This window comes from Nocardioides sp. P5_E3 (genome assembly GCF_054049275.1).
In genome coordinates this window covers 16,405-38,466 of the sequence record NZ_JBFUMR010000041.1, presented here as the reverse complement: position 1 = coordinate 38,466, position 22,062 = coordinate 16,405, and the positions used below count along the sequence as shown (strand labels likewise).

The 22,062-nt window shown below is 69.9% G+C and carries 20 protein-coding genes and 1 pseudogene; 9 read left to right on the top strand and 12 right to left on the bottom strand.

Translation table 11 applies throughout. From position 1 onward, the window contains the following. The first annotated feature begins 325 nt into the window (after positions 1–325). Complete coding sequence (lipB, locus tag ACXJKB_RS20730; RefSeq protein WP_457191768.1) at positions 326–1,078, top strand: lipoyl(octanoyl) transferase LipB; 753 nt, start codon at positions 326–328, stop codon at positions 1,076–1,078. Between the two features lie 18 nt (positions 1,079–1,096). Here the strand turns inward: lipB and ACXJKB_RS20725 are convergent, their stop codons facing one another. After that, positions 1,097–1,735, bottom strand: coding sequence for a MerR family transcriptional regulator (locus ACXJKB_RS20725; protein WP_457191766.1), 639 nt, complete (start codon positions 1,733–1,735; stop codon positions 1,097–1,099). Positions 1,736–1,816: 81 nt separating this feature from the next. On the opposite strand from ACXJKB_RS20725, the gene ACXJKB_RS20720 reads away from it, so the two are divergent. From ACXJKB_RS20720 to ACXJKB_RS20710, 3 genes are all read left to right on the top strand, one after another. After that, positions 1,817–2,386 (top strand): DUF4188 domain-containing protein, encoded by a 570-nt coding sequence (locus ACXJKB_RS20720; protein ID WP_457191764.1) that lies wholly within the window; start codon positions 1,817–1,819, stop codon positions 2,384–2,386. Between the two features lie 64 nt (positions 2,387–2,450). Beyond that, on the top strand, positions 2,451–3,392 hold the full coding sequence (gene lipA / locus ACXJKB_RS20715; protein ID WP_191195920.1) for a lipoyl synthase: 942 nt from the start codon (positions 2,451–2,453) through the stop codon (positions 3,390–3,392). A 73-nt stretch (positions 3,393–3,465) separates the two neighbouring features. Then, positions 3,466–4,173 carry a DUF4191 domain-containing protein gene (locus ACXJKB_RS20710; RefSeq protein WP_300052572.1) on the top strand — a complete coding sequence of 236 codons (708 nt, stop codon included), beginning with the start codon at positions 3,466–3,468 and terminating at the stop codon, positions 4,171–4,173. A 53-nt stretch (positions 4,174–4,226) separates the two neighbouring features. Here the strand turns inward: ACXJKB_RS20710 and ACXJKB_RS20705 are convergent, their stop codons facing one another. Continuing rightward, positions 4,227–4,610 (bottom strand): RDD family protein, encoded by a 384-nt coding sequence (locus ACXJKB_RS20705; protein WP_457191762.1) that lies wholly within the window; start codon positions 4,608–4,610, stop codon positions 4,227–4,229. 180 nt (positions 4,611–4,790) lie between these two features. Here ACXJKB_RS20705 and glnA point away from each other — a divergent pair, with 180 nt between their 5' ends. Further along, on the top strand, positions 4,791–6,212 hold the full coding sequence (gene glnA / locus ACXJKB_RS20700) for a type I glutamate--ammonia ligase (RefSeq protein WP_457191760.1): 1,422 nt from the start codon (positions 4,791–4,793) through the stop codon (positions 6,210–6,212). A gap of 170 nt (positions 6,213–6,382) precedes the next feature. Here the strand turns inward: glnA and ACXJKB_RS20695 are convergent, their stop codons facing one another. Beyond that, positions 6,383–7,165: a TetR/AcrR family transcriptional regulator gene (locus ACXJKB_RS20695; RefSeq protein ID WP_457191758.1), complete on the bottom strand. Its 783-nt coding sequence runs from the start codon at positions 7,163–7,165 to the stop codon at positions 6,383–6,385. Between the two features lie 153 nt (positions 7,166–7,318). Between ACXJKB_RS20695 and ACXJKB_RS20690 the strand changes: the two genes are divergently transcribed. Beyond that, positions 7,319–8,776, top strand: coding sequence for an MFS transporter (locus ACXJKB_RS20690; protein WP_457191756.1), 1,458 nt, complete (start codon positions 7,319–7,321; stop codon positions 8,774–8,776). 26 nt (positions 8,777–8,802) lie between these two features. Here ACXJKB_RS20690 and ACXJKB_RS20685 read toward each other — a convergent pair. Next, a pseudogene (locus tag ACXJKB_RS20685) lies at positions 8,803–8,937 on the bottom strand (DUF3500 domain-containing protein); the annotation flags it as partial. Positions 8,938–9,344: 407 nt separating this feature from the next. On the opposite strand from ACXJKB_RS20685, the gene ACXJKB_RS20680 reads away from it, so the two are divergent. Continuing rightward, positions 9,345–9,923, top strand: a complete 579-nt coding sequence (locus ACXJKB_RS20680) for a DUF1269 domain-containing protein (RefSeq protein ID WP_457191754.1) — start codon at positions 9,345–9,347, stop codon at positions 9,921–9,923. Between the two features lie 181 nt (positions 9,924–10,104). Here the strand turns inward: ACXJKB_RS20680 and aqpZ are convergent, their stop codons facing one another. From aqpZ to ACXJKB_RS20640, 8 genes are all read right to left on the bottom strand, one after another. Beyond that, positions 10,105–10,848, bottom strand: a complete 744-nt coding sequence (gene aqpZ / locus ACXJKB_RS20675) for an aquaporin Z (RefSeq protein WP_457191752.1) — start codon at positions 10,846–10,848, stop codon at positions 10,105–10,107. Positions 10,849–10,953: 105 nt separating this feature from the next. Beyond that, the gene (locus ACXJKB_RS20670; RefSeq protein WP_457191750.1) at positions 10,954–12,162 is read right to left on the bottom strand and encodes an MFS transporter; all 1,209 of its coding nucleotides are present in this window, start codon (positions 12,160–12,162) and stop codon (positions 10,954–10,956) included. Further along, positions 12,159–12,914: a respiratory nitrate reductase subunit gamma gene (narI, locus tag ACXJKB_RS20665; RefSeq protein ID WP_457191748.1), complete on the bottom strand. Its 756-nt coding sequence runs from the start codon at positions 12,912–12,914 to the stop codon at positions 12,159–12,161. The genes ACXJKB_RS20670 and narI overlap by 4 nt, the downstream gene beginning before the upstream one ends. After that, positions 12,914–13,591: a nitrate reductase molybdenum cofactor assembly chaperone gene (gene narJ, locus ACXJKB_RS20660; protein ID WP_457191746.1), complete on the bottom strand. Its 678-nt coding sequence runs from the start codon at positions 13,589–13,591 to the stop codon at positions 12,914–12,916. The genes narI and narJ overlap by 1 nt, the downstream gene beginning before the upstream one ends. Further along, positions 13,588–15,270, bottom strand: a complete 1,683-nt coding sequence (gene narH / locus ACXJKB_RS20655; RefSeq protein WP_457191744.1) for a nitrate reductase subunit beta — start codon at positions 15,268–15,270, stop codon at positions 13,588–13,590. The genes narJ and narH overlap by 4 nt, the downstream gene beginning before the upstream one ends. Beyond that, complete coding sequence (locus tag ACXJKB_RS20650; protein WP_457191742.1) at positions 15,270–18,932, bottom strand: nitrate reductase subunit alpha; 3,663 nt, start codon at positions 18,930–18,932, stop codon at positions 15,270–15,272. The genes narH and ACXJKB_RS20650 overlap by 1 nt, the downstream gene beginning before the upstream one ends. A gap of 49 nt (positions 18,933–18,981) precedes the next feature. Further along, a complete protein-coding gene (locus ACXJKB_RS20645) occupies positions 18,982–19,338 on the bottom strand; it encodes a cupin domain-containing protein (protein ID WP_457191740.1) in 357 nt (118 codons plus the stop codon). A gap of 136 nt (positions 19,339–19,474) precedes the next feature. Beyond that, entirely contained in the window at positions 19,475–19,888 is a 414-nt protein-coding gene (locus tag ACXJKB_RS20640) for a nuclear transport factor 2 family protein (RefSeq protein ID WP_457191738.1), read from the bottom strand. A gap of 124 nt (positions 19,889–20,012) precedes the next feature. Between ACXJKB_RS20640 and ACXJKB_RS20635 the strand changes: the two genes are divergently transcribed. Continuing rightward, positions 20,013–20,381, top strand: coding sequence for a metallopeptidase family protein (locus ACXJKB_RS20635; protein ID WP_457191736.1), 369 nt, complete (start codon positions 20,013–20,015; stop codon positions 20,379–20,381). Between the two features lie 180 nt (positions 20,382–20,561). Continuing rightward, positions 20,562–22,061 (top strand): arylsulfatase, encoded by a 1,500-nt coding sequence (locus ACXJKB_RS20630; protein ID WP_457191734.1) that lies wholly within the window; start codon positions 20,562–20,564, stop codon positions 22,059–22,061. Position 22,062 lies beyond the last annotated feature (1 nt).

The following is a 22,062-nucleotide window of genomic DNA, read 5'->3' as shown; positions in this document are numbered from 1 at the left end:
GGACCGGGCGGGCTGTGGCGCGGACGGGGACGACGCCGGGCTCGCCAGACGGGGGCGCGGCGGCGCCGGGTCGGGTCGCGCCACGACGACCACGAGCGTCGCCACCACCAGCGCGCAGGCGGCGGCGGTGAGCGCGGGGAGCATGCGTCGCGGGTCCACCCCGCCACCCTCGCCGAATCCCCGGCCGGCTGCAGGCGTCATCCACAGGCGCCCGCACGTCCCCCCTCCCCTGCGTCATCCGAACCCGAGCGCATGAGTGCCGATCCGCATGACGCAGCGTCGCCCCGCAGCGAGGCGAGCGGCCCAGCGGCGTACGCTCGGGGCCATGTCGTCGGACCAGATCGCCACGCACGCGCTCGACGTCGAGGTCGCCGGTCTCGGCGACGACGCCGTCGACTACCTGGCCGCCTGGGACCTCCAGCGCCGGGTGCACGAGGAGGTCGTCGCGGGCTCGCGGGCCGACACCGTGCTGCTGCTCGAGCACCCGCCCGTCTTCACCGCCGGCAAGCGCACCGAGCCGCACGAGCGGCCGCTCGACCCGGGTGGCGCGGCGGTGATCGACGTCGACCGCGGCGGCAAGATCACCTTCCACGGCCCCGGCCAGCTCGTCGGCTACCCGATCGTCCAGCTGCCCGACCACGTCAAGGTCGTCGACTACGTGCGCCGGGTCGAGGAGGCGCTCATCGCGGTCTGCACCGACCTGGGCGTCACCACCGCCCGCATCCCGGGCCGCAGCGGCGTGTGGCTGCGCGAGGACGAGCGCGGCCCCGAGCGCAAGGTCGCTGCGATCGGGATCCGGGTCAGCCGGGGCGTCACGATGCACGGCTTCGCCCTCAACTGCGACGTCGACCTGGGCTGGTACGACCGCTTCGTCCCGTGCGGCATCGCCGACGCCGGCGTCACCTCGCTCTCGCGGGAGCTCGGTCGCGACGTCACCATCGACGACGTGCTGCCGAGCGTGCGCCGGCACCTGGCGACGTACCTCGCCTGGCAGCCCTACGACGCCACCCCCGACTACGACGCCCGTCCCGAGCCGGGCCGCGGCCCCCGCATCGAGCTGGTGCGACCGGGCGCGTGACCCGCGCGGACCGGTGCGTCAGTCGCGCCGGTCCTCCCCGAACCGCTCGTGGGAGTGGTGCTCCTCGGCGAGCCGCCGCAGCGTGGTGAGCACGGTCGCGAAGACGACCTGCCCGACGATCATCTCCTCGAGCAGGCCGACGCGGTCCTTGCGGTCGTCGAGGTTGGCGATCTCGTGGCGCGCGAGCTGGTCGGCCAGCGCGACGTAGGGCGCGATCTCGCCGGGACCGCGGGGATGGGTGTCGAAGGACGCCACCAGCTCCAAGGTCGCCGCGAGGTTGTCACGGTCGACCGAGTCGGTGCGCACGCGGTCCCAGCCCGCCTGGTCGATGATCGCGTCGGCGATCTCCCGCGCCTGCGCCCGCGACGGGTCGGCGGACGCCGGGGGCGGGGTGGGTGCGAGCGCGTCGGCTGCCACCGCGAAGAGGTCGTGCACGGTCCCCTGCGTCTCCGTCGCGGCGACGAGGCGCTTGAGGCCCTCGACGGGCACGTCGCCCGCGTCGCGCAGGATCCGCAGCAGCTCCAGACGTCGTACGTGCTGCTCGCCGTAGTCGGTGAGCCGCGGCGTCCGCTTCTCGCCCTCGGGGAGCAGCCCCTCGCGGAGGTAGTACTTGATCGTCGGCACCGGCACGCCGGTCCGCTCCGAGAGCTCGGACATCCGCACGCTCGTCCCCCTTGACCCACGTCATGGATAGTGTCACTGTCGTACAAGACAGTAACACTATCCAAGGAGGCCGCCATGGCCGGCTCCACCACCCGGCGTGTCCCCCGCGCCTATGCCCCGGCGCCCGGACGCGCCCCCGCAGGAGTTCGCGGCGGCCAGTACGTCGCCGACCCGCAGGTCGACGACGTCGTCGTCTTCGTCATCGGCATGCGGATCAACCGGCTGCGCCGCGTGCGCAGCTGGTGGCCCGTGTTCACCGGCATGCCGCGGATGCTCCGGGAGCTCGCGGGAAGCGACCGCGGGCTGCTCGGCGCGCACTCGCTGTTCGGTGGACGCACGCTCGTCACCATCCAGTACTGGCGCAGCGCCGAGGAGCTCGGCGCCTTCGCCCGCGACGCCTCCCTGTCGCACGCGCCCGCGTGGCGCGCGTTCAACAAGGAGTCCGCCGCGACGGGCGACGTCGGCATCTTCCACGAGACCTACGTCGTCCCGGCCGACCGCGTGGAGTCCCTCTACGGCAACATGACGGAGTTCGGCCTGGCCGCCGCGTTCGGCTCCGTCGAGCGCGGCCGCGGCAAGGGTCGTACGACGGCGCACGAGCGGCTCGAGTCCACCGAGCCCGACTACGTCGACGCCTCGACCTGAGTGCCCCGGATGCTGACCGGATGCTGATTGGGGACGCTCGGGGCACCGTCGTAGAGTGGCGCGTGTGACGACCGCTCCCGCACCCGAAGGACGCAAGCTTCTCCGACTGGAGATCCGCAACGCGGAGACCCCGATCGAACGCAAGCCGGAGTGGATCAAGACCCGGGCCAAGATGGGACCGGAGTACACCTCCCTGCAGAACCTCGTGAAGTCCGAGGGGCTCCACACGGTCTGCCAGTCGGCGGGCTGCCCCAACATCTTCGAGTGCTGGGAGGACAAGGAAGCCACCTTCCTCATCGGCGGGGACCAGTGCACCCGCCGCTGCGACTTCTGCCAGATCGACACCGGCAAGCCGCAGCCGCTCGACCGCGACGAGCCGCGCCGCGTCGCGGAGTCCGTGCAGAAGATGCAGCTCAAGTACGCCACCATCACCGGCGTCGCCCGCGACGACCTGCCCGACGGTGGCGCCTGGCTGTACGCCGAGACCGTCCGGGTGATCCACGAGCTCAACCCCGGAACCGGCGTCGAGAACCTGATCCCCGACTTCAACGGCAAGCCCGACCTCCTCCAGGAGGTCTTCGAGAGCCGTCCCGAGGTGCTCGCCCACAACGTGGAGACGGTCCCCCGGATCTTCAAGCGGATCCGCCCCGCGTTCCGCTACGACCGCTCGCTCGACGTGATCACCCAGGCGCGTGACTTCGGCCTGGTGACCAAGTCCAACCTGATCCTCGGCATGGGCGAGACCCGCGAGGAGGTCAGCCAGGCGCTGCGCGACCTCCACGAGGCCGGCTGTGAGCTGATCACCATCACCCAGTACCTCCGCCCCTCCCCCCGCCACCACCCCGTCGAGCGCTGGGTCAAGCCCGAGGAGTTCGTCGAGCTCAAGGCCGAGGCCGACGAGATCGGCTTCGCCGGAGCGCTCTCGGGTCCGCTGGTCCGCTCGTCCTACCGCGCCGGTCGGCTGTACGGTCAGGCGATGGACGCGCGCGCCGCTGCCGCCGTCTGACCCAGCACCAGCACCACCTTCATCTGAACCCGCACCAGCACCTGTTCAACACCTGACCGGACAAGGCCACCTCATGTCGACCCCCGCCACCACGCCCAGCTCGCGCCGCGGGCAGATCATGCAGACCTACCAGATGGCCAAGCGGAGCGACCCGCGCATCGGCCTGATCGTGATGGGCGTGTTCGTGCTCGGCGCCGCCCTCGGCTTCGCGCTCATGTGGGTGCTGCCGGGCGACGGGATGATCGGCTGGATCATGTCGGTCGTCGGCGCGCTCCTGATCGGTGCGCTCTTCGCACTGCTCGTCTTCGGTCGCCGCGCCCAGAAGGCGGCGTACACCCAGATGGAAGGCCAGCCGGCCGCCGGGGCGGGAGCCCTGCAGATGCTGCGCCGCGGCTGGAAGGTCGACCCGGTCGTCGGCTTCACCAAGCAGCAGGACGTCGTGCACCGCGTCGTCGGCCCGCCGGGAATCGTCCTGGTCGGCGAGGGCTCGAGCCCGAGCCGGGTCAAGCAGCTGCTCGCGAACGAGCGCAAGAAGCACGAGCGCGTCGCCTACGGCGTCCCGATCCACGAGGTCGTCTGCGGCCGCGGCGAGGGCGAGGTCCCGCTGCCCAAGCTGGTCAAGCACGTCCAGAAGCTCGGCCGCAACGTCAAGCCCGCCGAGATGACCGACATCCTCCAGCGCCTCAAGGCCCTCGACGCCCAGCGCGGCAAGCTGCCGCTCCCCAAGGGACCGGTGCCGACCTCGATGAAGGGCATGCGCTCGCAGCAGCGCGGCCGCTGACCGCTCGACCCACTGGTCGAGGAGGGCGCCCTGCGCCCGTCACGAGACCGACGTCAGAGCGTGACGGTGCGGGTGCCGGCCGCGACGTCGTGGAGCCCGCGACCGTCGAAGGTCAGCAGAGGCGGCACGAGCAGCGCGACGAGCACGGAACGACCCAGGGACCGCAGCAGCGAGACCGGCTGGCCGGAGCCGTCGTTCCGGACGACCCGCAGCCGGGTGGCGAGCTTGCCGAACGACCCGCTGGCCAGCGTGGTGAACAGGGCCGACTCGAGGACGAAGAGCGTCAGCGTGCCGAGGCCGTTGGGGTTGCCCCCGAGGACGTCGACCGCCACCAGGCCCTCGACGACCGCGAGGCAGGCCACCCAGTCGACGAACAGCGCCAGGATGCGCCGTCCCCACGAGGCCGCCGCGAGCTCCGGTGTTACAGCGCTGGTCACGCGACCACCCTAGGAGGCGTCCGGGGACGGCCCAGCGACCGGTCACCCGTAACACGGGCGAAACAAACGGGATACGGTCTTGAAACTGCTCCCACCTAGCGTGGCGGCACGGTGCAACGAGGCTCCGCTCCCGAACGCTGCAAACTCGACGTGCGCGCGCCGCCGTCAAGGAGGAACCGAATGTTCAACAACTCCGATGAGCTCCTGAAGTTCATCAAGGACGAGGGCGTCGAGATGATCGACGTCCGCTTCTGCGACCTGCCGGGCGTGATGCAGCACTTCACGGTCCCGGCCTCCTCCTTCGACCAGACCGTCTTCGACGACGGCCTCGGCTTCGACGGCTCGTCGATCCGCGGCTTCCAGGCGATCAACGAGTCCGACATGGCGCTCTTCCCGGACCCGACCACGGCGTACCTCGACCCGTTCCGGCGCAGCAAGACCCTCAACGTCAACTTCTTCATCCACGACCCGATCACCGGTGAGGCCTACAGCCGCGACCCGCGCAACATCGCGCGCAAGGCGCTGGCGTACCTCGACTCCACCGGCATCGCGGACACCGCCTACTTCGCTCCCGAGGCGGAGTTCTACATCTTCGACAACGTCCGCTACAGCACGGGCGTGAACGAGGGGTACTACCACATCGACTCCGTCGAGGGCTGGTGGAACTCCGGCAAGGACGACGGCCAGAACAAGGGCTACAAGACCCGCCTCAAGGGCGGCTACTTCCCCGTCGAGCCGTACGACCACTACAGCGACCTGCGCGCCGACATGGTCAAGAACCTCGAGGCGTGCGGACTGCACGTCGAGCGTGCCCACCACGAGGTCGGCACCGCCGGCCAGGCGGAGATCAACTACCGCTTCGACACGCTGCTCAAGGCAGCGGACGACGTGATGAAGTTCAAGTACCTCATCAAGAACACCGCCTGGGAGCAGGGCAAGTCGGTCACCTTCATGCCGAAGCCCATCTTCGGCGACAACGGCTCGGGCATGCACATCCACTCCTCGCTGTGGAAGGACGGCGACCCGCTGTTCTTCGACGAGACCGGCTACGCCGGCCTGTCCGACATGGCCCGCTGGTACATCGGCGGCATCCTCGAGCACGCCCCGTCGCTGCTCGCGTTCACCAACCCGACCGTGAACTCGTACCACCGCCTCGTGCCCGGGTTCGAGGCGCCGATCTCGCTGGTCTACTCCTCGCGCAACCGCTCCGCCTCGGTGCGCATCCCGATCACGGGTGCCAACCCGAAGGCCAAGCGCGTCGAGGCCCGCTTCCCCGACCCGTCGGCCAACCCCTACCTCGCCTTCGCGGCCATGATGCTCGCCGGTCTCGACGGCATCCAGAACAAGACCGAGCCCGCAGCGCCGATCGACAAGGACATCTACGAGCTGCCGCCGGACGAGATGGCCGACATCAACCAGGTGCCGACCAGCCTCGACGCGGTGCTCGAGGCCCTCGAGGCGGACCACGACTACCTGACGGCCGGCGGTGTCTTCACCGACGACCTGATCGAGACGTGGATCCACTTCAAGCGGACCCAGGAGATCGCGCCGGTCCAGCAGCGCCCGCACCCGCACGAGTTCGAGCTCTACTACGACATCTGAGCCACGCTCAGCGCTGACCAGCGGGTTCGCCCTCTGAACCGCGCCTGACCTGCGAAAACGTCCCAAGACACCTTCGGTTGTCTTGGGACGTTTTCAGTTGTCCTGTGGCATGGAGGTGGCATGGAGTACTACTGGCTCCAACGGGCAAGCCACTAGGGGCCAGGTCGCAGTCAGCCGGCTTGGAGTCGCAGCCCGGCGAGCAGCAGGTCGAGGCCGGCGCGAAACTGCTCGGTGTCGTCGTGGCTCGCGAACTCCTCGGCGATGTGGTGCACGAACGGGTACTCGGCGGGGTCGAGGGCGCGCCACTGGTCGGCGAAGCGCTCGACGTGCTCGTCTCGCTCGACGGAACTTTCGGCCACCTCCGCCGGCGGCTTCTGGCCGAGGTCGGCGGCGATCCCCACGACGAACCCCATGACCGCCGAGACTGCGTGGAAGGACTGCTTGGGAGTGAGGTCGAGCCGGAGGACCTGCTGGCCGAGGCGTTCATAGAGGGCGAGTGCGTTCGGCTGCACCTCGGTGTCGCGCATGAAGTAGGCGCCGAGCCAGGGCCGGTCGGCGATGGCCTCGAAGAGGGTCACCGCGATCCCGCGTAGGTCGTCGATCGGGTCCTCGGAGCCGTGGAAGCCTGCGGTGTCGGCGAGCACCTGGGCGACGATGTGGTCGCTTGCCCGGTCGAGCAGCTCGTCCTTGTTGGAGACGTACCAGTAGATGCTCGCCGCTCCCCCGCCGAGCCGCGCGGCGAGGGCGCGGAAGGTCAGCGCAGAGTCGCCGGCCTCGTCGAGCAGGGCGACCGCCTCGGAGATCACGGCCTCCATCGAATGCGTGGCGCGACGGCGACCTCCACCCTGCCCCGCCTCCCGCGCCTCGCGGCCTCCGCCGCGCTGGGGGCGTACGTGCTCGTCGGGTCGTCCGGGTGCGGAGCGCGCGTGGCCTCCGGCTCTCTTGCCAGCCATGTGACCCATCCCATCACCTCGTCGGCCGTCGTGGTCTTGCCGAACCATCGAACGGTGTTCTATGTTATCGAACGTTGTACGACAATAGTACAGCGTTCGATCCTCGGACCGACAACTGACACCCACAGCCACCCTTTCAAGGAGGTGCCTCCCATGACTGCTCTCACCGTCCAGCCCGCGCCGGCCCGTACCTACTCCTCCCTCCGGGCGGCGTGGATCCCGCTGTTCGCGCTCTGCCTGGCGTTCTTCGTCGAGATGGTCGACAACACGCTGCTCACGATCGCGTTGCCGACCATCGGCCGCGACCTGGGCAGCGGCATCACCGCGCTCCAGTGGGTCACGGGCGCCTACTCCCTCACCTTCGGCGGCCTGCTCCTCACGGCCGGCTCGATGGCCGACCGGATCGGCCGTCGCCGCGTCCTGCTCGTCGGCCTGGCGGCCTTCGGAACCATCAGCCTCCTCGTCGTGCTCGTGCAGACAGCCGGCGAGCTCATCGCGCTGCGCGCCGCGCTCGGCCTCACAGCCGCCGCCATGGCGCCGATCACGAACTCGCTGGTCTTCCGGCTCTTCGACGACCAGGCCCTGCGGATGCGCGCGATGACGCTGATGATCGTCGTCGGGATGAGCGGCTTCATCCTCGGCCCGGTGCTCGGCGGCTCCGTCCTCGCACACGTGAGCTGGGAGTGGCTGCTCGTCGTCAACGCTCCGATCGCCCTCATCGCCTGGATCGGCGTGCGGACCGGTGTCGCGGCCGACCGCCCGGGGGACCTCACGACCGACCGGCTCGACCTCCTCGGCGCCGTCTTCAGCATCGCCGCGATCGGCCTCGGCTGCTACACGCTCACCAGCGGCGTCGAGCACGGCTGGACCTCGCTCGTGACCGTCGGGTCGGCCGTCGGTGCGCTGCTCGCGCTGGCCGCGTTCGTCCGGCACGAGCGTCGTACGGCCCAGCCGATGCTCGACCTGGGGCTGTTCGCCCACGGCACCGTCCGTGGCGCGGCTATCGCGCAGGTCGGCACGTCCATCGCGATGGCTGGGGTGATGTTCGGGCTGATCCTGCACTACCAGTACGCCTACGGCTGGAGCCCGATGAAGGCCGGCCTGGCGAACCTCCCGCTCATCCTCACGATGATCCTCGCCACGCCGATCTCCGAGGGACTCGGCAAGCGCTTCGGCCACCGGATCGCCTGCCTCATCGGGGCCGGGCTGCTCGCCGGCTCGCTCGCCGGCCTCTCGTGGGGCGTCGACCACGGCTACGCCGCGATCGCCGTCTTCCTGGTCACGTTCACGGTCGGGCTGCGCACCGTGATGACGATCTGCGCCGTGGCGCTCGTCGACGCGATGCCCCCCAACCGCACCTCGATCGGCACCGCGCTCAACGACACCGCACAGGAGGTCGGCACCAGCGTCGGCACCGCCGTCGTCGGCACCCTGATCGCTGCCCTCGTCACCTCGACCCTCCCGGCGGGCGCGTGGAGCAGCGACCTGGTCGCCTCGTTCTTCCACGGCGAGCAGGTGATCTACGCCGCCCTCGCGGTGATCGTCGGGCTGGTCGCCGGCTGGGGAGCCTTCACCCTCACCGACTCCCGCTCGGTGGAGGAGGCGCACTGACGTCGTCGAGGCCCCGGCCCAGCGCCTCAGGAGCCGTGCTGGGCCGCCCGGTGCTGCGCCAGGATGTCGACACCGAAGTCGTTGGTCGGGTCGCGCCACACACAGTGGACGTGGTTGGCGTCGTCCTCGGTGCTGTCGAACTCGACGAGGGTCACCGGACCCTCGAGGCGGAAGTCTCGTCGAGGCGTTCCTCCTGCGGCTCAAGCCCGAACAGGTGGGACGGGACATGGACCGGATACGCGACGCCGGCCAAGGGCTGACCCTTCACCCCACCGAAGCGCTTCGCGGTCCGCGTCGGTGAGCTCGCGCAGGACGTGCTCCAGTGACATGACCTGGACGACCTGGGCGTAGCCCTCGACGGAGAGGGACTGCGCGATGAGCCGCGCCGGAACGTGCCGTCCGCGTTCGCCCGGAGCGGGTGACCCTCCGCACGGTCCTGGCTGCCACGATCGTCGAGGTGAGCCCAGCCACCATGCAGGTCGCCCGGCGGCACAGCGATCGGACGGGCGCGATCGCCGCCTGGAGCGACCCACCAGCCAAGCACCTCGGAACGAAGCAAGGAGCAGTCATGACGGAGAACCAGGGCCCGGACGGMCCCGATGCCGACATCGTCACCGGCGTGACGGACGGGGCCTACGCCCTCGTCGTCGCCGACTACGCGGACACCGAGTCAGCATGGAGTGCCTATGAAGACCTGAAGTCGGTCGAGGACGGTCGCACTGTCGCCATCGAAGGCGTCGTCGTGGTCAARCGCGGTGAGGACGGACAGCTGGACATCCAGAAGTCCACCGACCACAGCACCCGGTCCGGGCTCCGGTGGGGACTCGTCGGCGGCATCGCGCTCGGGATCATCTTCCCGCCCTCGATCCTGGGAAGCGCGGCCGTCCTGGGCTCGACCGGCGCCGCTGCCGGCAAGATCCGCCAGCTACGGCATCGCCACGAGCTGGCCGAGGACCTGCAGGACTCGATCGCACCCGGCCATTCCGGAATCGTGGCTCTCGTCTCCGACCCCAGGGCGGTGAAGATCCGCGAGGCGCTCGCCCTGGCCGATGCGGTCGTGGAGCGGACGGTCGACAAGGTGGCGGCCGAGGACATCAAGGCCGCAGCCAAGGAGGCCGAGGCTGAGGAGAAGGCCGCCGAGAAGTAGCCCGGCGGCAGGTGGGACCGGGTCCCTCGGCGTGTCGGACGACCACAACTCGTGGGTACGACGAGGCTCCCCGCGGCGTGCGAGCGGTGCGCCGGGACTTGTGGTCATCCGACACGCCGCCGTCAGGGAACGGGCGCCACCACTCAGGTCTCTCGTCGGACCGAGCGAGCGACGGGCCCGGTCAGGTCTCCATGGCTTCGGGGAGGCTGACGGCGTCGTCGTCCCCGAGAAGCGTCGCGTAGCTGAGACCGGCGATGAGGCCGCCGACGGCGGGCGCGAGGATGAACAGCCACAGCTGTGCGATCGCGTCACTGCCGGCGAACAGGCCGACGCCGATCGACCGCGCCGGGTTCACCGACGTGTTCGTCACCGGGATGCTGATCAGGTGGATCAGGGTCAGACTGAGGCCGATGGCCAGGGGCGCGAGCCCCTTGGGAGCGCGGCTGTCGGTGGCCCCGAGGATCACCCACAGGAAGACCGCGGTCAGCAGCACCTCGATGACCAGGCACGCGAGCAGGTTGTAGCCCATGGGTGAGCGATCCCCGTAGCCGTTCGAGGCGAAGCCGCTCTCCTGCGCGGAGAACCCGTCCAGCCCGTTGGCCACGACGAGCAGGACGGCGCCGGCCGCGATCCCGGCGACCACCTGGGTGGCGATGTAGAAGGGTGTCTCCTTCCACGGGATCCGACCGCCCGCCGCCGCGCCGAGGGTGACAGCGGGGTTGAAGTGGCCGCCCGAGATGTGGCCGACGGCGTACGCCATCGTGAGGACGGTCAGGCCGAAGGCGAGGGCGACTCCGAGCCACCCGACGCCGACGTCCGTGTTGGTGGTGGCCAGGACGGCCGTCCCGCACCCGCCGAAGACGAGGACGAAGGTGCCGAGGAACTCGGCCGCGAGGCGCTTGCCCATGCTCGGTGCGACTGCCATGACATCTCCTCCACTACGTGGCCCCGGTGCAAGCTCGCACGAGGCCACTCGCACGCTAGGCCTGCCCACGCCCGGACGGGTCACCTGAGAAGGGTGACTCGTGCCTCAGGCGGTGGGCCGTTTCCGGATGCCGAACGCCGTGAACAGCAGCGCCACCACTGCGGTCACGCACAGGAGGATCAGTCCGACCGTGTAGCTGTGGTCGGCCTCGTTGTACGTCGCACCCATCACGAGCGGCGGGAAGAACCCGCCGAGACCACCGGCGGCCCCGACCAGGCCGGACACGCTGCCGACACGTTCGCGAGGTGCCAGCGCGGCGACCCAGGCGAACACGCCGCCCGTGCCGAGACCGAGGAACGCCGCGAGCACCACGAACGCCAGGCCGGCGGGCACCTCGGGCGCAGGCTGGAGCGCGACCACGATCGCCATGACGGCTGCACCGGCGAAGGAGGTGATGGCGACGGCGCGGGGACCGACCTTGTCGGCCAGGACCCCACCGACGGGCCGGGCGATCACTGCGGCGATGGCGAACCCGGCGGTGCGCGTGCCGGCCTGGGTGAGGTCGAAGGAGTAGACGTCCTTGAGGTAGGTGGGCAGGTAGGTCGAGAAGGCGACGAACCCGCCGAAGGCCACGGCGTACAGGAAGGACATCTGCCAGGTCACCGGCAGCTTCGCCGCGGCGACGAGCTTGGGGACGACCGGGTCGGTGTTGGGCGCCCACTGCGGCGAGTCGCGCATCGCCGACCAGACGATGAGGGCGACGACCACCAGGGCGACCGCGATGATCACGTGGGTCACGTTGTAGCCGAACCAGTTCACGAACCGGGGCGTGAAGAACGACGACAGCGCCGTGCCACCCATGCCGGCGCCGAAGACGCCGGTGGCGAAGCCACGCCGGTCGGCACCGAACCACGCGTTGACGAAGGGGATGCCGACAGCGAAGGTCGTGCCGCCGATGCCGAGGAAGAAGCCGAAGAGCAGCAGCAGGCCGTAGGACCCCTGGTCGCCCGCGAACGCCACCAGCAGCACGAACGGCGACGTCGCCACGAGCAGCACGGTGAACATCAGCCTGCCGCCGAACCGGTCGGTCAGCGCACCCGCGAGGATCCGGCCGAGGGAGCCCACCAGCACCGGCGTCGCGACGAGCAGCGACTTCTGGCCGGAGGTCAGCCCCAGCTCCTCGGTGTAGCGCACACCGAGCGGCGCGATCATGTTCCACGCCCAGAAGCTGATCGTGAAGGCGAGCGTGGCCAGCGCGAGGTTCTTCGCCTGTCCCTGCTTGATGTCCGGCAGGACGGCAGCGGAGTCCGTCATCGTGTGCTCCTGTCACGGTCGGGCGTGCCGACCGGGCTCCAGCCGGCGCGGGGCCGGCCGGTGGGCGCCGGCGTACGGGCGTCGCGGCTGCGGTAGACGATGTAGGGCCGGAACAGGTAGTGGACCGGTGCGGTGAAGGCGTGCACGAGCCGCGTGAAGGGCCACGCCGCGAACAGCAGCATCGCGACCAGGACGTGGGCGTGGAACTGGATCGGCGCGGCCGCCATGGCGTCGACGTCGGGCTGCAGCAGCCAGATGGAGCGGAACCACGGGGACACGGTCTCGCGGTAGTTGTGGGCCTCGTGCCCGGCGCCGACGGCGACCAGGGTGGTCCACAGGCCGAGCGTGATGGCGCCCACGAGCAGGACGTACATGACCTTGTCGTTGACCGTGGTGGCCATGAAGACCGGACCGGTGAGGCGACGTCGGACGACCAGGATGAGGATGCCGGCCAGGGTGCAGAAGCCGGCGATCCCGCCGAAGAGGAGGGCGTTGAAGTGGTAGATGCCCTCGGTCACTCCGACGGCCTCGGTCCAGGACTCGGGGATGACGAGACCCCCGACGTGCCCGATGAAGACGACGAGGATGCCGAAGTGGAAGAGCGGCGACCCGATCCTCAGCAGTCGCGACTCGTAGAGCTGGGAGGAGCGGGTGGTCCAGCCGAACTTGTCGTAGCGGTAGCGCCAGATGGTGCCGAGCACCAGCGTGGCGATGACGAGGTAGGGCAGCACGCCCCACAGCAGGACGTCCATCAACGCCCTCCGATCTGCGAGAGCGGCAGTAGCCGCGGGTCGTCGTGTCCGAGGTAGGGCTCGAGGCCGACCGTCTCCATCGGAGGCGGACCGACCATCGCCTGGACGGCGGCACGGTCGGCGGGTGACTCCCCCGGCAGGGTCGCGCACACGGCAGCCACCACGGCGGCGTACGTGGTGGCCTGCCCGCCCCGCTCCTCCTCGAGACCGATGCGGAGCAGCTCGAGGCTGGGGCGGTACTCCCGGAGCAGCCTCTCCCCCGCCTCCGGATCAGCCACCGCCGCGAACTCCAGCACCATCGGCAGGAAGTCGGGCAGCTCGCCTGCCGTGTCGACGAGGAACCCACTGGCTCGGTAGACCGCCTTGAAGGTGCCCAGCACCTCGCCGCGGCGACGGGTGTCACCGTCGGTCCAGTAGGACAGGTAGAGCGCATGGCGGCGCGAGATGTCGAAGACGTCGACGTAGCGGCGCTGCAGCTCGCCGAGAGGGATCGTCTCGAGCTCGTCGAGCAGCGCGTCGAGGTGCGTCACGTCCTGCTCGGCCAGAGCCGTCCGGAGCACCGGGACCCGCTCGACGAGGACCTCGTCGGGGTAGGACAGGCACCACGACGCGGCCTGCCGTACGACGCGCCGCCGCTGCCGTGCTGTCCGCTCGGACCTGCCGAGTCGGAGCATCATCGCGGCTCGTCCTCGCGCTGGTCGGCGCGCTTGGGCGGGAACAGGCCCGGTGGGGCGCCGTTGCCGTCCCAGTTGAGCAGGTTGACCCGGCCGCGCAGCTCCTCGTCACCGGCCGGTGCGTCGGTGGTCTGGCGCTGCTTGAGGGCGTGGAAGTTCTCGACCGCCACCGGCACCGGTCGACCGCTGGCCTCGCCGAACGGACCGGAGTCGTACATGCCGGGACCCTCGTCGAAGTCCAGGGAGCAGCCCAGCTCCTCGAGGTCGTGGGCCTGCTCGACGTGGGCCTTCGGGATGACGTAGCGCTCGTCGTACTTGGCGATGGCCATGAGGCGGTACATCTCGTAGAGCGACTCCTCGCTCATCCCCACCGCGGCGGGGATGGAGGCGTCGGGCTCGCGGCCGAGGTTGAGTCCGCGCATGTAGGCGCGCATGGCGGCGAGCTTGCGCAGCACGCCGTCGATGACCTCGGTGTCCCCGGCGGTGAAGAGCTCGGCGAGGTACTCGACCGGGATCCGCAGCGCCTCGATGGCACCGAAGAGGACGTCGCTGTCCTCGGCGTCGTGGCCCTGCTCGGTGAGCAGGTCGACGACCGGCGACAGCGGCGGGACGTACCAGACCATCGGCATCGTGCGGTACTCCGGGTGCAGCGGCAGCGCGACGCGGTACTTCTTCGCCAGTGCGTAGACCGGGGATCGCCGTGCGGCGTCCAGCCAGTCCTCCGGGATGCCCTCCTCCCGTGCGGCCGCGATGACGACGGGGTCCTCCGGGTCGAGGATGAGGTCCATCTGGGCCTCGTAGAGGTCCCGGTCGTCGGGCACCGACGCCGCCGCCGTGACCTGGTCGGCGTCGTACAGGAACAGCCCGAGGTAGCGCAGCCGGCCCACGCACGTCTCCGAGCACACGGTCGGGATGCCGACCTCGATGCGGGGGTAGCAGAACGTGCACTTCTCGGCCTTGCCGGACTTGTGGTTGAAGTAGATCTTCTTGTACGGGCAGCCGGTGATGCACTGGCGCCAGCCGCGGCAGCGGTCCTGGTCGACCAGCACGATGCCGTCCTCGGAGCGCTTGTAGATCGCGCCCGACGGGCAGGACGCCATGCAGGCCGGGTTGAGGCAGTGCTCGCAGATCCGGGGCAGGTAGAACATGAACGTCTGCTCGAACTCGAACTTGATCTTGTCCTCGGACTCGCGCCGGATCCGTTGGACGATCGGGTCGAGGTGCCCCATCTCGGAGGCGCCCGCGAGGTTGTCGTCCCAGTTGGCCGACCACGTGACCTTCGTGTCCTCGCCGGTGATGAGCGACTTCGGGCGGGCCACCGGGAAGTCGTCGCCCAGGGGCGCCTCGACGAGGGTCTTGTAGTCGTAGGTCCACGGCTCGTAGTAGTCGCCGAGCTCGGGCTGGACCGGGCTGGCGAAGATCGACAGCAGGCGCTTGAGGCGTCCGCCGGTCCTGAGCTGCAGGCGACCCCGCTTGTCGAGCTCCCAGCCGCCCTTCCACTGCTCCTGGTCCTCGTGGCGGCGCGGGTAGCCCTGCCCGGGTCGGGTCTCGACGTTGTTGAACCAGATGTACTCGGTCCCGGCCCGGTTGGTCCACGCCTGCTTGCAGGTGACCGAGCAGGTCTGGCAGCCGATGCACTTGTCGAGGTTCATCACCATGCCCATCTGGGCCATCACTCGCATCAGTAGGTCACCTCCTGGGACCGCTTGCGGATCGTGGAGACCATGTCGCGCTGGTTGCCGGTGGGGCCGAGGTAGTTGAACGTGTAGGACAGCTGTGCGTAGCCGCCGATGAGGTGCGTGGGCTTGACCAGCAGCCGGGTCACCGAGTTGTGGATGCCGCCACGCCGCCCGGTGGCCTCCGACTTCGGGACGTCGATGGTGCGCTCCTGCGCGTGGTGGACGTAGACCACGCCCTGCGGCATCCGGTGGCTGACGATCGCCCGGGCCACGAGGACACCGTTGGCGTTGGTGGCCTCGACCCAGTCGTTGTCGTGCACGTCGATCGCGCCGGCGTCCTGGGGGCTCATCCAGACGGTGGGCCCGCCGCGGCTCAGCGACAGCATGAACAGGTTGTCCTGGTACTCGGAGTGGATGGACCACTTCGAGTGCGGCGTCAGGTAGCGCACCGTGATCTGCAACGCCCCGTCCGGGCCCAGCGCCGGCTCGCCGAAGAGCCGTTGCATGTCCAGCGGAGGCCGGTAGGTCGGGAGGGCCTCGCCGAGGTCGGTCATCCAGTCGTGGTCGAGGTAGAAGTGCATGCGGCCGGTCAGCGTGTGGAACGGCTTGAGGCGCTCGATGTTGACGGTGAACGGGGCGTAGCGACGTCCGCCGGTCTCCGAGCCGGACCACTCCGGCGAGGTGATCACCGGCACCGGCGCCGCCTGGGTGTCGGCGAAGCTGATCCGCTTCTCCTCCGACCCCTCGGCCAGGTCGTGCAGCTTCTTCCCGACCCGCTTCTCGAGCGTCTTGAATCCCTGCACGGCGAGCGCGCCGTTGGTCGTGCCGGAGAGGCGCAGGATGGCCTCGGCCATCTTCTTGTCGGTGTCGATGGCCGGGCGACCGGCGCCGGCTCCGTGGGACATGACGCCGTTGCTGTGGCCCAGCGCCTCCACCTGCTCGCCGACGTCGAAGGTGACGTTCTTGACCGTGAAGCCCAGGGAGTCGGCGAGCGGCCCGATGCTGGCGAGCTTGTCGGCGATCGCGGTGTAGTCGCGCTCGACCACTTGGTACACCGGGCGGGTGTGGTCGGGGTCGAGCGGTGTCTCACCCGGGGTGTCGTGCTGCAGCGGGACGCTCACCAGGTCCTTGCGCGTGCCGAGGTGGTCCTCGGCCAGCTCGGAGAGCCGCCGGGCGAGGGCGTGGAAGGCCTCGAAGTCGGTGCGCGCCTCCCACGGCGGGTCGATCGCCGGACTGAACGCGTGCACGAACGGGTGCATGTCGGTCGAGGACAGGTCGTGCTTCTCGTACCAGGTCGCCGCGGGCAGCACGACGTCGGAGAGCAGCGTCGTCGACGTCATCCGGAAGTCGGCGCTCACCAGGAGGTCGAGCTTCCCCTCGGGCGGGTCCTCGTGCCAGGCGACCCTGGAGGGGCGCGGGGTCTCGGGGTTCTCCCCGCCCTCGCCGTCGGTGCCCAGGAGGTTGGAGTGGGTGCCGAGGAGGTTCTTCAGGAAGTACTCGTTGCCCTTGGCGCTCGAGCCGAACAGGTTGGAGCGCCACAGCACGAGCGTGCGCGGCCACGACTCCGGTGCGTCGACGTCCGCGATGGCCGGCTTGAGGTCGCCGCGGTCCAGCGCGTCGGCGACGTACGCCGCCGGGGTGGCGGCCTCACCGGCCTCGACCGCCGCGGTCGCGGCGTCGGCCACGTCCATCGGGTTCTGGTCGAACTGCGGGTAGAACGGCATCCACCCCCGCGCGGCCGACTCGGCGATCGTGTCGGCGGTGTGCATGCCGCTCAGGTGGCCCTTGGCCAGCGGCGAGCCCAGCGAGTCGGCGGAGTAGCCGTCGGTGCGCCACTGGCCGGTGTGCATGTACCAGAACGACGTACCGGTCATGGTCCGCGGTGGGCGGCTCCAGTCCAGGCCGTTGGCCAGCGAGATCCACCCGGTGATCGGGCGGCACTTCTCCTGCCCGACGTAGTGGGCCCAGCCACCGCCGTTGCGGCCCATCGAGCCGGTGAGGATGAGCAGCGACAGGATCGCCCGGTAGGTCGCATCGCCGTGGAACCACTGGCAGATGCCGGCGCCCATGATGATCATGGATCGGCCGCCCGACTCCTCGGAGTTGCGGGCGAACTCGCGTGCGATGCGGATGCACTGCTCGGCCGGCACCTTCGTCCGCTCGGCCTGCCAGGCCGGTGTGTACGGCGTCTCCGCGTCGTCGTAGCCGGTCGGCCACTCCCCCGGCAGGCCGTCACGGGCGACGCCGTACTGGGCCAGCATCAGGTCGAAGACCGTGGTCACCAGGTGGTCGCCCACGCGGCGAGCCGGCACGCCTCGGCGCAGCACCGAGCCGGACCCGTCGGCGTCGACGAAGGCCGGCAGCAGCACCTCGACCGCTTCGCTACCGTCGCCGGCCAGCGTGAGCACCGGCGAGACGCCCTCGAGGTCGAGGTTCCACTTCCCGACACCGGACTCCGCGTAGCGGAAGCCCATCGACCCGTTGGGCACCACCGGCTCCCCGGTCACGCCGTCGAGGAGCACGGTCTTCCACCGGTCCTCGTCGGCCGTGCGCCCGAGGTCCTGGGCGGTGAGGAACTTGCCGGGCACCAGGCCGGGCCCGGACTCGGCACCGTCATGCTCGTCGAGGCGGACCAGGAAGGGCAGGTCGGTGTACTGCTGCACGTAGTCGACGAAGAACGGCGTGCGGCGCTCGACGAAGAACTCCTTGAGCAGCACGTGACCCATGGCCATCGCCAGGGCCGCGTCGGTGCCGGCCTGGGCGGGCATCCACTCGTCGGCGAACTTGGTGTTGTCGGCGTAGTCGGGGCTGACGGTGACGACCTTGGTGCCGCGGTAGCGGACCTCGGCCATCCAGTGCGCGTCCGGCGTGCGGGTGACGGGGACGTTGGAGCCCCACATCATCAGGTAGGTCGCATCCCACCAGTCACCGGACTCCGGGACGTCGGTCTGGTCGCCGAAGACCTGGGGGCTCGCGACCGGCAGGTCGGCGTACCAGTCGTAGAACGACGTCATCACGCCGCCGATGAGCTGGACGAAACGGGTGCCGACGCAGTGCGACACCATCGACATGGCCGGGATCGGCGAGAAGCCGGTGCACCGGTCCGGGCCGTGGTGCTTGATCGTGTGGACGTGCGCGGCCGCGACCATGTCGATCGCGTCGGTCCAGCTGACCCGCACCAGGCCGCCCTTGCCCCGGGCGCGTTGGTAGCGGCGGCGCTTGTCCGGGTCGCCGACGATCTCGCCCCACGCCAGCACGGGGTCACCGAGGCGTTCTCGTGCCTCGCGGAACATCTCGACCAGCACGCCGCGCGCGTACGGGTAGCGCACCCGTGTCGGCGAGTAGGTGTACCAGGAGAACGCAGCGCCCCGCGGACATCCGCGGGGCTCGTACTCCGGACGGTCGGGGCCGACCGAGGGGTAGTCCGTCTGCTGGCTCTCCCAGGTGATGATCCCGTCCTTGACGTAGACCTTCCACGAGCACGAGCCGGTGCAGTTCACCCCGTGGGTCGAGCGCACCACCTTGTCGTGGCTCCACCTGTCCCGGTAGAAGACGTCACCCGCGCGGCCGCCCTCCCGGAACACCGCGCGTCCGTCGTCGGACTCCTCCCAGCGCGTGAAGAACCGCCCTGCACGCAGCAGCGCGTCGCTCCCGGGACCATCCACGTGCTGCCGCCCGGTCGGAGCGTGCACCCCGCGGTCGCCGGCCGAGGGATCACCTCGTCGAGGTGCCACGGGTCGCAACCGTCAGCAGCACCACGGAGTCGGCCTCGGCGTGCAGGTCGTGCCTGCGGGGCGGGACCAGGAGGTAGTCCCCTGCGTACGCCGTCCACGCATCGTCTCCGGCCTGCAGGCGCACCTGCCCGGCGAGGACCTGCAGGGTGGCCTCGCCCGGCGACTCGTGCTCGCCCAAGGAGGCGTTCCGGGTGAGCGCGATGACGGTCTGCCGCAGGTCGTGTGCCTGTCCGCCGTAGATCGTGCGCGCCGCTCGATGGCTGGTGGCCGAACCTGCCTCGGTCAACAGCTCGTCGACCAGGGCGGTGAGGGACTGCGTCGGCTGCAAGGTGTGCACGGATGGGTCCTTTCAGTGGCAGGCACGAGGTCGTGCCCACATGCTGGTGTGGGTCCGGGACCCCCTGGGAGTGCCGAAGGTCCCGTGCGGCCCGGGCTGGAGGTCCCATCGGCGTACGACGTGAGGAGGACGCACGTCAGGAGTCGTGACCGGGCGGTCGGTAGAGCTGTTCCACCGCAGCCCCGATGTCCTGGTCGAGCTGCTCGACCGGCTCCACGTACAACCGGGCCGAGGCGATCTGCTCGTCGCGGATCGTGGCGATGATGACCCCCCTCATGGCGAAGACCGCGCCATCGCGGTGGTGGCCGTGCCAGGAGAGCTCGCCCCACTCGACGTCCCGATCACGGCAGGTCGCCAGGAGCTCACCCCGGAAGTCCGGGACACCTGCGAAGACCGAGGACCAGTTCTCGTGGACCTGGGCTCGCCCCGTGAACTGCCGACCCGGGTGCGCCGGCTGCTCGCTCCGGTAGTCGGGCGCGAAGCACGACGCGAACAGCTCGACGTCGTGGGCGTTCTGGGCATCGGTGAGGCGCTCGAGCAGCGTGCGCATGACGTCGAGCCTAGGAGCCGGGTGCGCCGTCGCACATCCCCCGGCAAGGGCGAGGTCCTCGGCCGTTCCACGCCTGGTTCTCTCGCGCGCACACCCGAGCAAGACTGGTCGGGAAGGAGGAACGATGCATCCCGGGTCCGTCCCACTCCAGGCCTTCGAGGCCATGGTCGTCGACGCCCTGGACTCGTTGCCCGACTGGGTGATCCCGATCGTGGCCGAGATCGCCGTCCTCGTCGAGGACGACCAGCCTCCAGACGAACAGCGACCGGGCGTCCTGTGCCTCGGGCTCTACCGCGGGATTCCCCGGACCAGTCACTACGGTCGTGCGCCCGGCACGCTTCCCGACACCATCACGCTCTACCGCAACCCGATCCTCGCGGTCTGCGAGCACCCCGAGGACGTGGCGCCACGGGTGCGCAAGGTGCTGGTGCACGAGGTGGGGCACGCCATGGGCATCGAGGAGGACGAGCTCCGGGCGCTGGGCTGGCACTGAGGCGCGGCCGAAGAGTCACCCTTCCCGGGTGAGGCACGCGACCGCCGGGTCGCCGACGTTGGATGTCTCGACGAGTCCCACGTGCGTGCCGTCGTCGGCGCCCGGTCAGGTGTGCCCGGGCGCACCGGCCCGCGCGGCTCGGCCGCTGGCGGGCAGCTGCCCCTACCGAAGGAGCACCACATGGCGGACAGGCCGAACATCCTGATCATCTGGGGCGACGACATCGGGGTGAGCAACCTGAGCTGCTACAGCGACGGGGTGATGGGCTACCGGACCCCTCACATCGACCGCATCGCCGACGAGGGGGTGCGCTTCACCGACTACTACGGCGAGCAGAGCTGCACGGCGGGTCGCGCGGCGTTCATCACCGGTCAGAACCCGTACCGCACGGGCCTGACCAAGGTCGGGATGCCTGGCATGGACGTCGGGCTGAGGGCCGAGGACCCCACGATCGCGACCGCTCTCAAGGCGCTCGGCTACGCCACGGGGCAGTTCGGCAAGAACCACTTCGGCGACCGTGACGAGTTCCTCCCCACCATGCACGGCTTCGACGAGTTCTTCGGCAACCTCTACCACCTCAACGCCGAGGAGGAGCCCGAGCTCGACGACTACCCGCCCGAGGAGGACTTCCCCGACTTCCGCAAGAACTTCGGCCCACGGGGCGTCATCCACTCGTGGGCGAACGGCGACGGCACGCAGCGCATCGAGGACACCGGCCCGCTCACGAAGGAGCGGATGAAGACCATCGACGACGAGGTCGTCCCCGAGGCACTGCGGTTCATGGCCGACGCCCGGGCCGACGACACGCCGTTCTTCGTCTGGCTCAACACCACGCACATGCACTTCCGCACCCACGTCAAGGACGGGAGCCGCGGCCGGGCCGGACGGTGGCAGTCGGCGTACCACGACACGATGTGCGACCACGACGACCTGGTCGGCGACGTCCTGGCCTTCCTCGACGACAACGGGCTGGCCGAGGACACGATCGTCATGTACTCGACCGACAACGGTCCCCACATGAACTCGTGGCCCGATGCCGGCATGACGCCGTTCCGGAGCGAGAAGAACTCGAACTGGGAGGGCGCGTACCGGGTGCCCGCCGTGGTGCGGTGGCCCGGACGGATCCCGGCGGGCACGGTGCTGAACGGGATCGTCAGTCACAACGACTGGTTCGTCACCCTCCTCGCCGCGGCCGGTGACACCGACGTCGCGGACCGGCTGAAGCAGGGCACCGACCTGGGCGGGACGACGTACAAGGTGCACCTCGACGGGCACGACCAGCTGGACTACATCACCGGCGCGGCGGAGGACAGCCCGCGCAAGCACTTCTTCTACGTCTCCGACGACGGCGACCTCACCGCGCTGAGGTACGACAACTGGAAGCTGGTCTTCCTCGAGCAACGCGCGCCCGGGACGCTGCGGGTGTGGGCCGAACCGTTCACCGAGCTGCGGGTGCCGAAGATGTTCAACCTCCGCACCGACCCCTACGAGCGCGCCGACATCACGTCGAACACCTACTACGACTGGTGCCTGGACCATGCCTGGTTGCCGATCCCGGCACAGGTGTACGTCGCCCGGATGATCGCGTCCCTGGCCGAGTTCCCGGCCCGGCAGGAGCCGCCCAGCTTCAGCATCGACCGGGTGCTCGAGAAGCTCAAGGCCGGCGTTGGCAGCACCTGAG

What these genes read in the sequence shown, in the direction of transcription:
- lipB (WP_457191768.1), top strand. Translation starts at nt 326, where the DNA reads ATGTCGTCGGACCAGATCGCCACGCACGCGCTCGACGTCGAGGTCGCC.
- ACXJKB_RS20725 (WP_457191766.1), bottom strand. Translation starts at nt 1,735, where the DNA reads ATGTCCGAGCTCTCGGAGCGGACCGGCGTGCCGGTGCCGACGATCAAG.
- ACXJKB_RS20720 (WP_457191764.1), top strand. Translation starts at nt 1,817, where the DNA reads ATGGCCGGCTCCACCACCCGGCGTGTCCCCCGCGCCTATGCCCCGGCG.
- ACXJKB_RS20710 (WP_300052572.1), top strand. Translation starts at nt 3,466, where the DNA reads ATGTCGACCCCCGCCACCACGCCCAGCTCGCGCCGCGGGCAGATCATG.
- glnA (WP_457191760.1), top strand. Translation starts at nt 4,791, where the DNA reads ATGTTCAACAACTCCGATGAGCTCCTGAAGTTCATCAAGGACGAGGGC.
- ACXJKB_RS20695 (WP_457191758.1), bottom strand. Translation starts at nt 7,165, where the DNA reads ATGGCTGGCAAGAGAGCCGGAGGCCACGCGCGCTCCGCACCCGGACGA.
- ACXJKB_RS20690 (WP_457191756.1), top strand. Translation starts at nt 7,319, where the DNA reads ATGACTGCTCTCACCGTCCAGCCCGCGCCGGCCCGTACCTACTCCTCC.
- aqpZ (WP_457191752.1), bottom strand. Translation starts at nt 10,848, where the DNA reads ATGGCAGTCGCACCGAGCATGGGCAAGCGCCTCGCGGCCGAGTTCCTC.
- ACXJKB_RS20670 (WP_457191750.1), bottom strand. Translation starts at nt 12,162, where the DNA reads ATGACGGACTCCGCTGCCGTCCTGCCGGACATCAAGCAGGGACAGGCG.
- narI (WP_457191748.1), bottom strand. Translation starts at nt 12,914, where the DNA reads ATGGACGTCCTGCTGTGGGGCGTGCTGCCCTACCTCGTCATCGCCACG.
- narJ (WP_457191746.1), bottom strand. Translation starts at nt 13,591, where the DNA reads ATGATGCTCCGACTCGGCAGGTCCGAGCGGACAGCACGGCAGCGGCGG.
- narH (WP_457191744.1), bottom strand. Translation starts at nt 15,270, where the DNA reads ATGCGAGTGATGGCCCAGATGGGCATGGTGATGAACCTCGACAAGTGC.
- ACXJKB_RS20640 (WP_457191738.1), bottom strand. Translation starts at nt 19,888, where the DNA reads ATGCGCACGCTGCTCGAGCGCCTCACCGATGCCCAGAACGCCCACGAC.
- ACXJKB_RS20635 (WP_457191736.1), top strand. Translation starts at nt 20,013, where the DNA reads ATGCATCCCGGGTCCGTCCCACTCCAGGCCTTCGAGGCCATGGTCGTC.
- ACXJKB_RS20630 (WP_457191734.1), top strand. Translation starts at nt 20,562, where the DNA reads ATGGCGGACAGGCCGAACATCCTGATCATCTGGGGCGACGACATCGGG.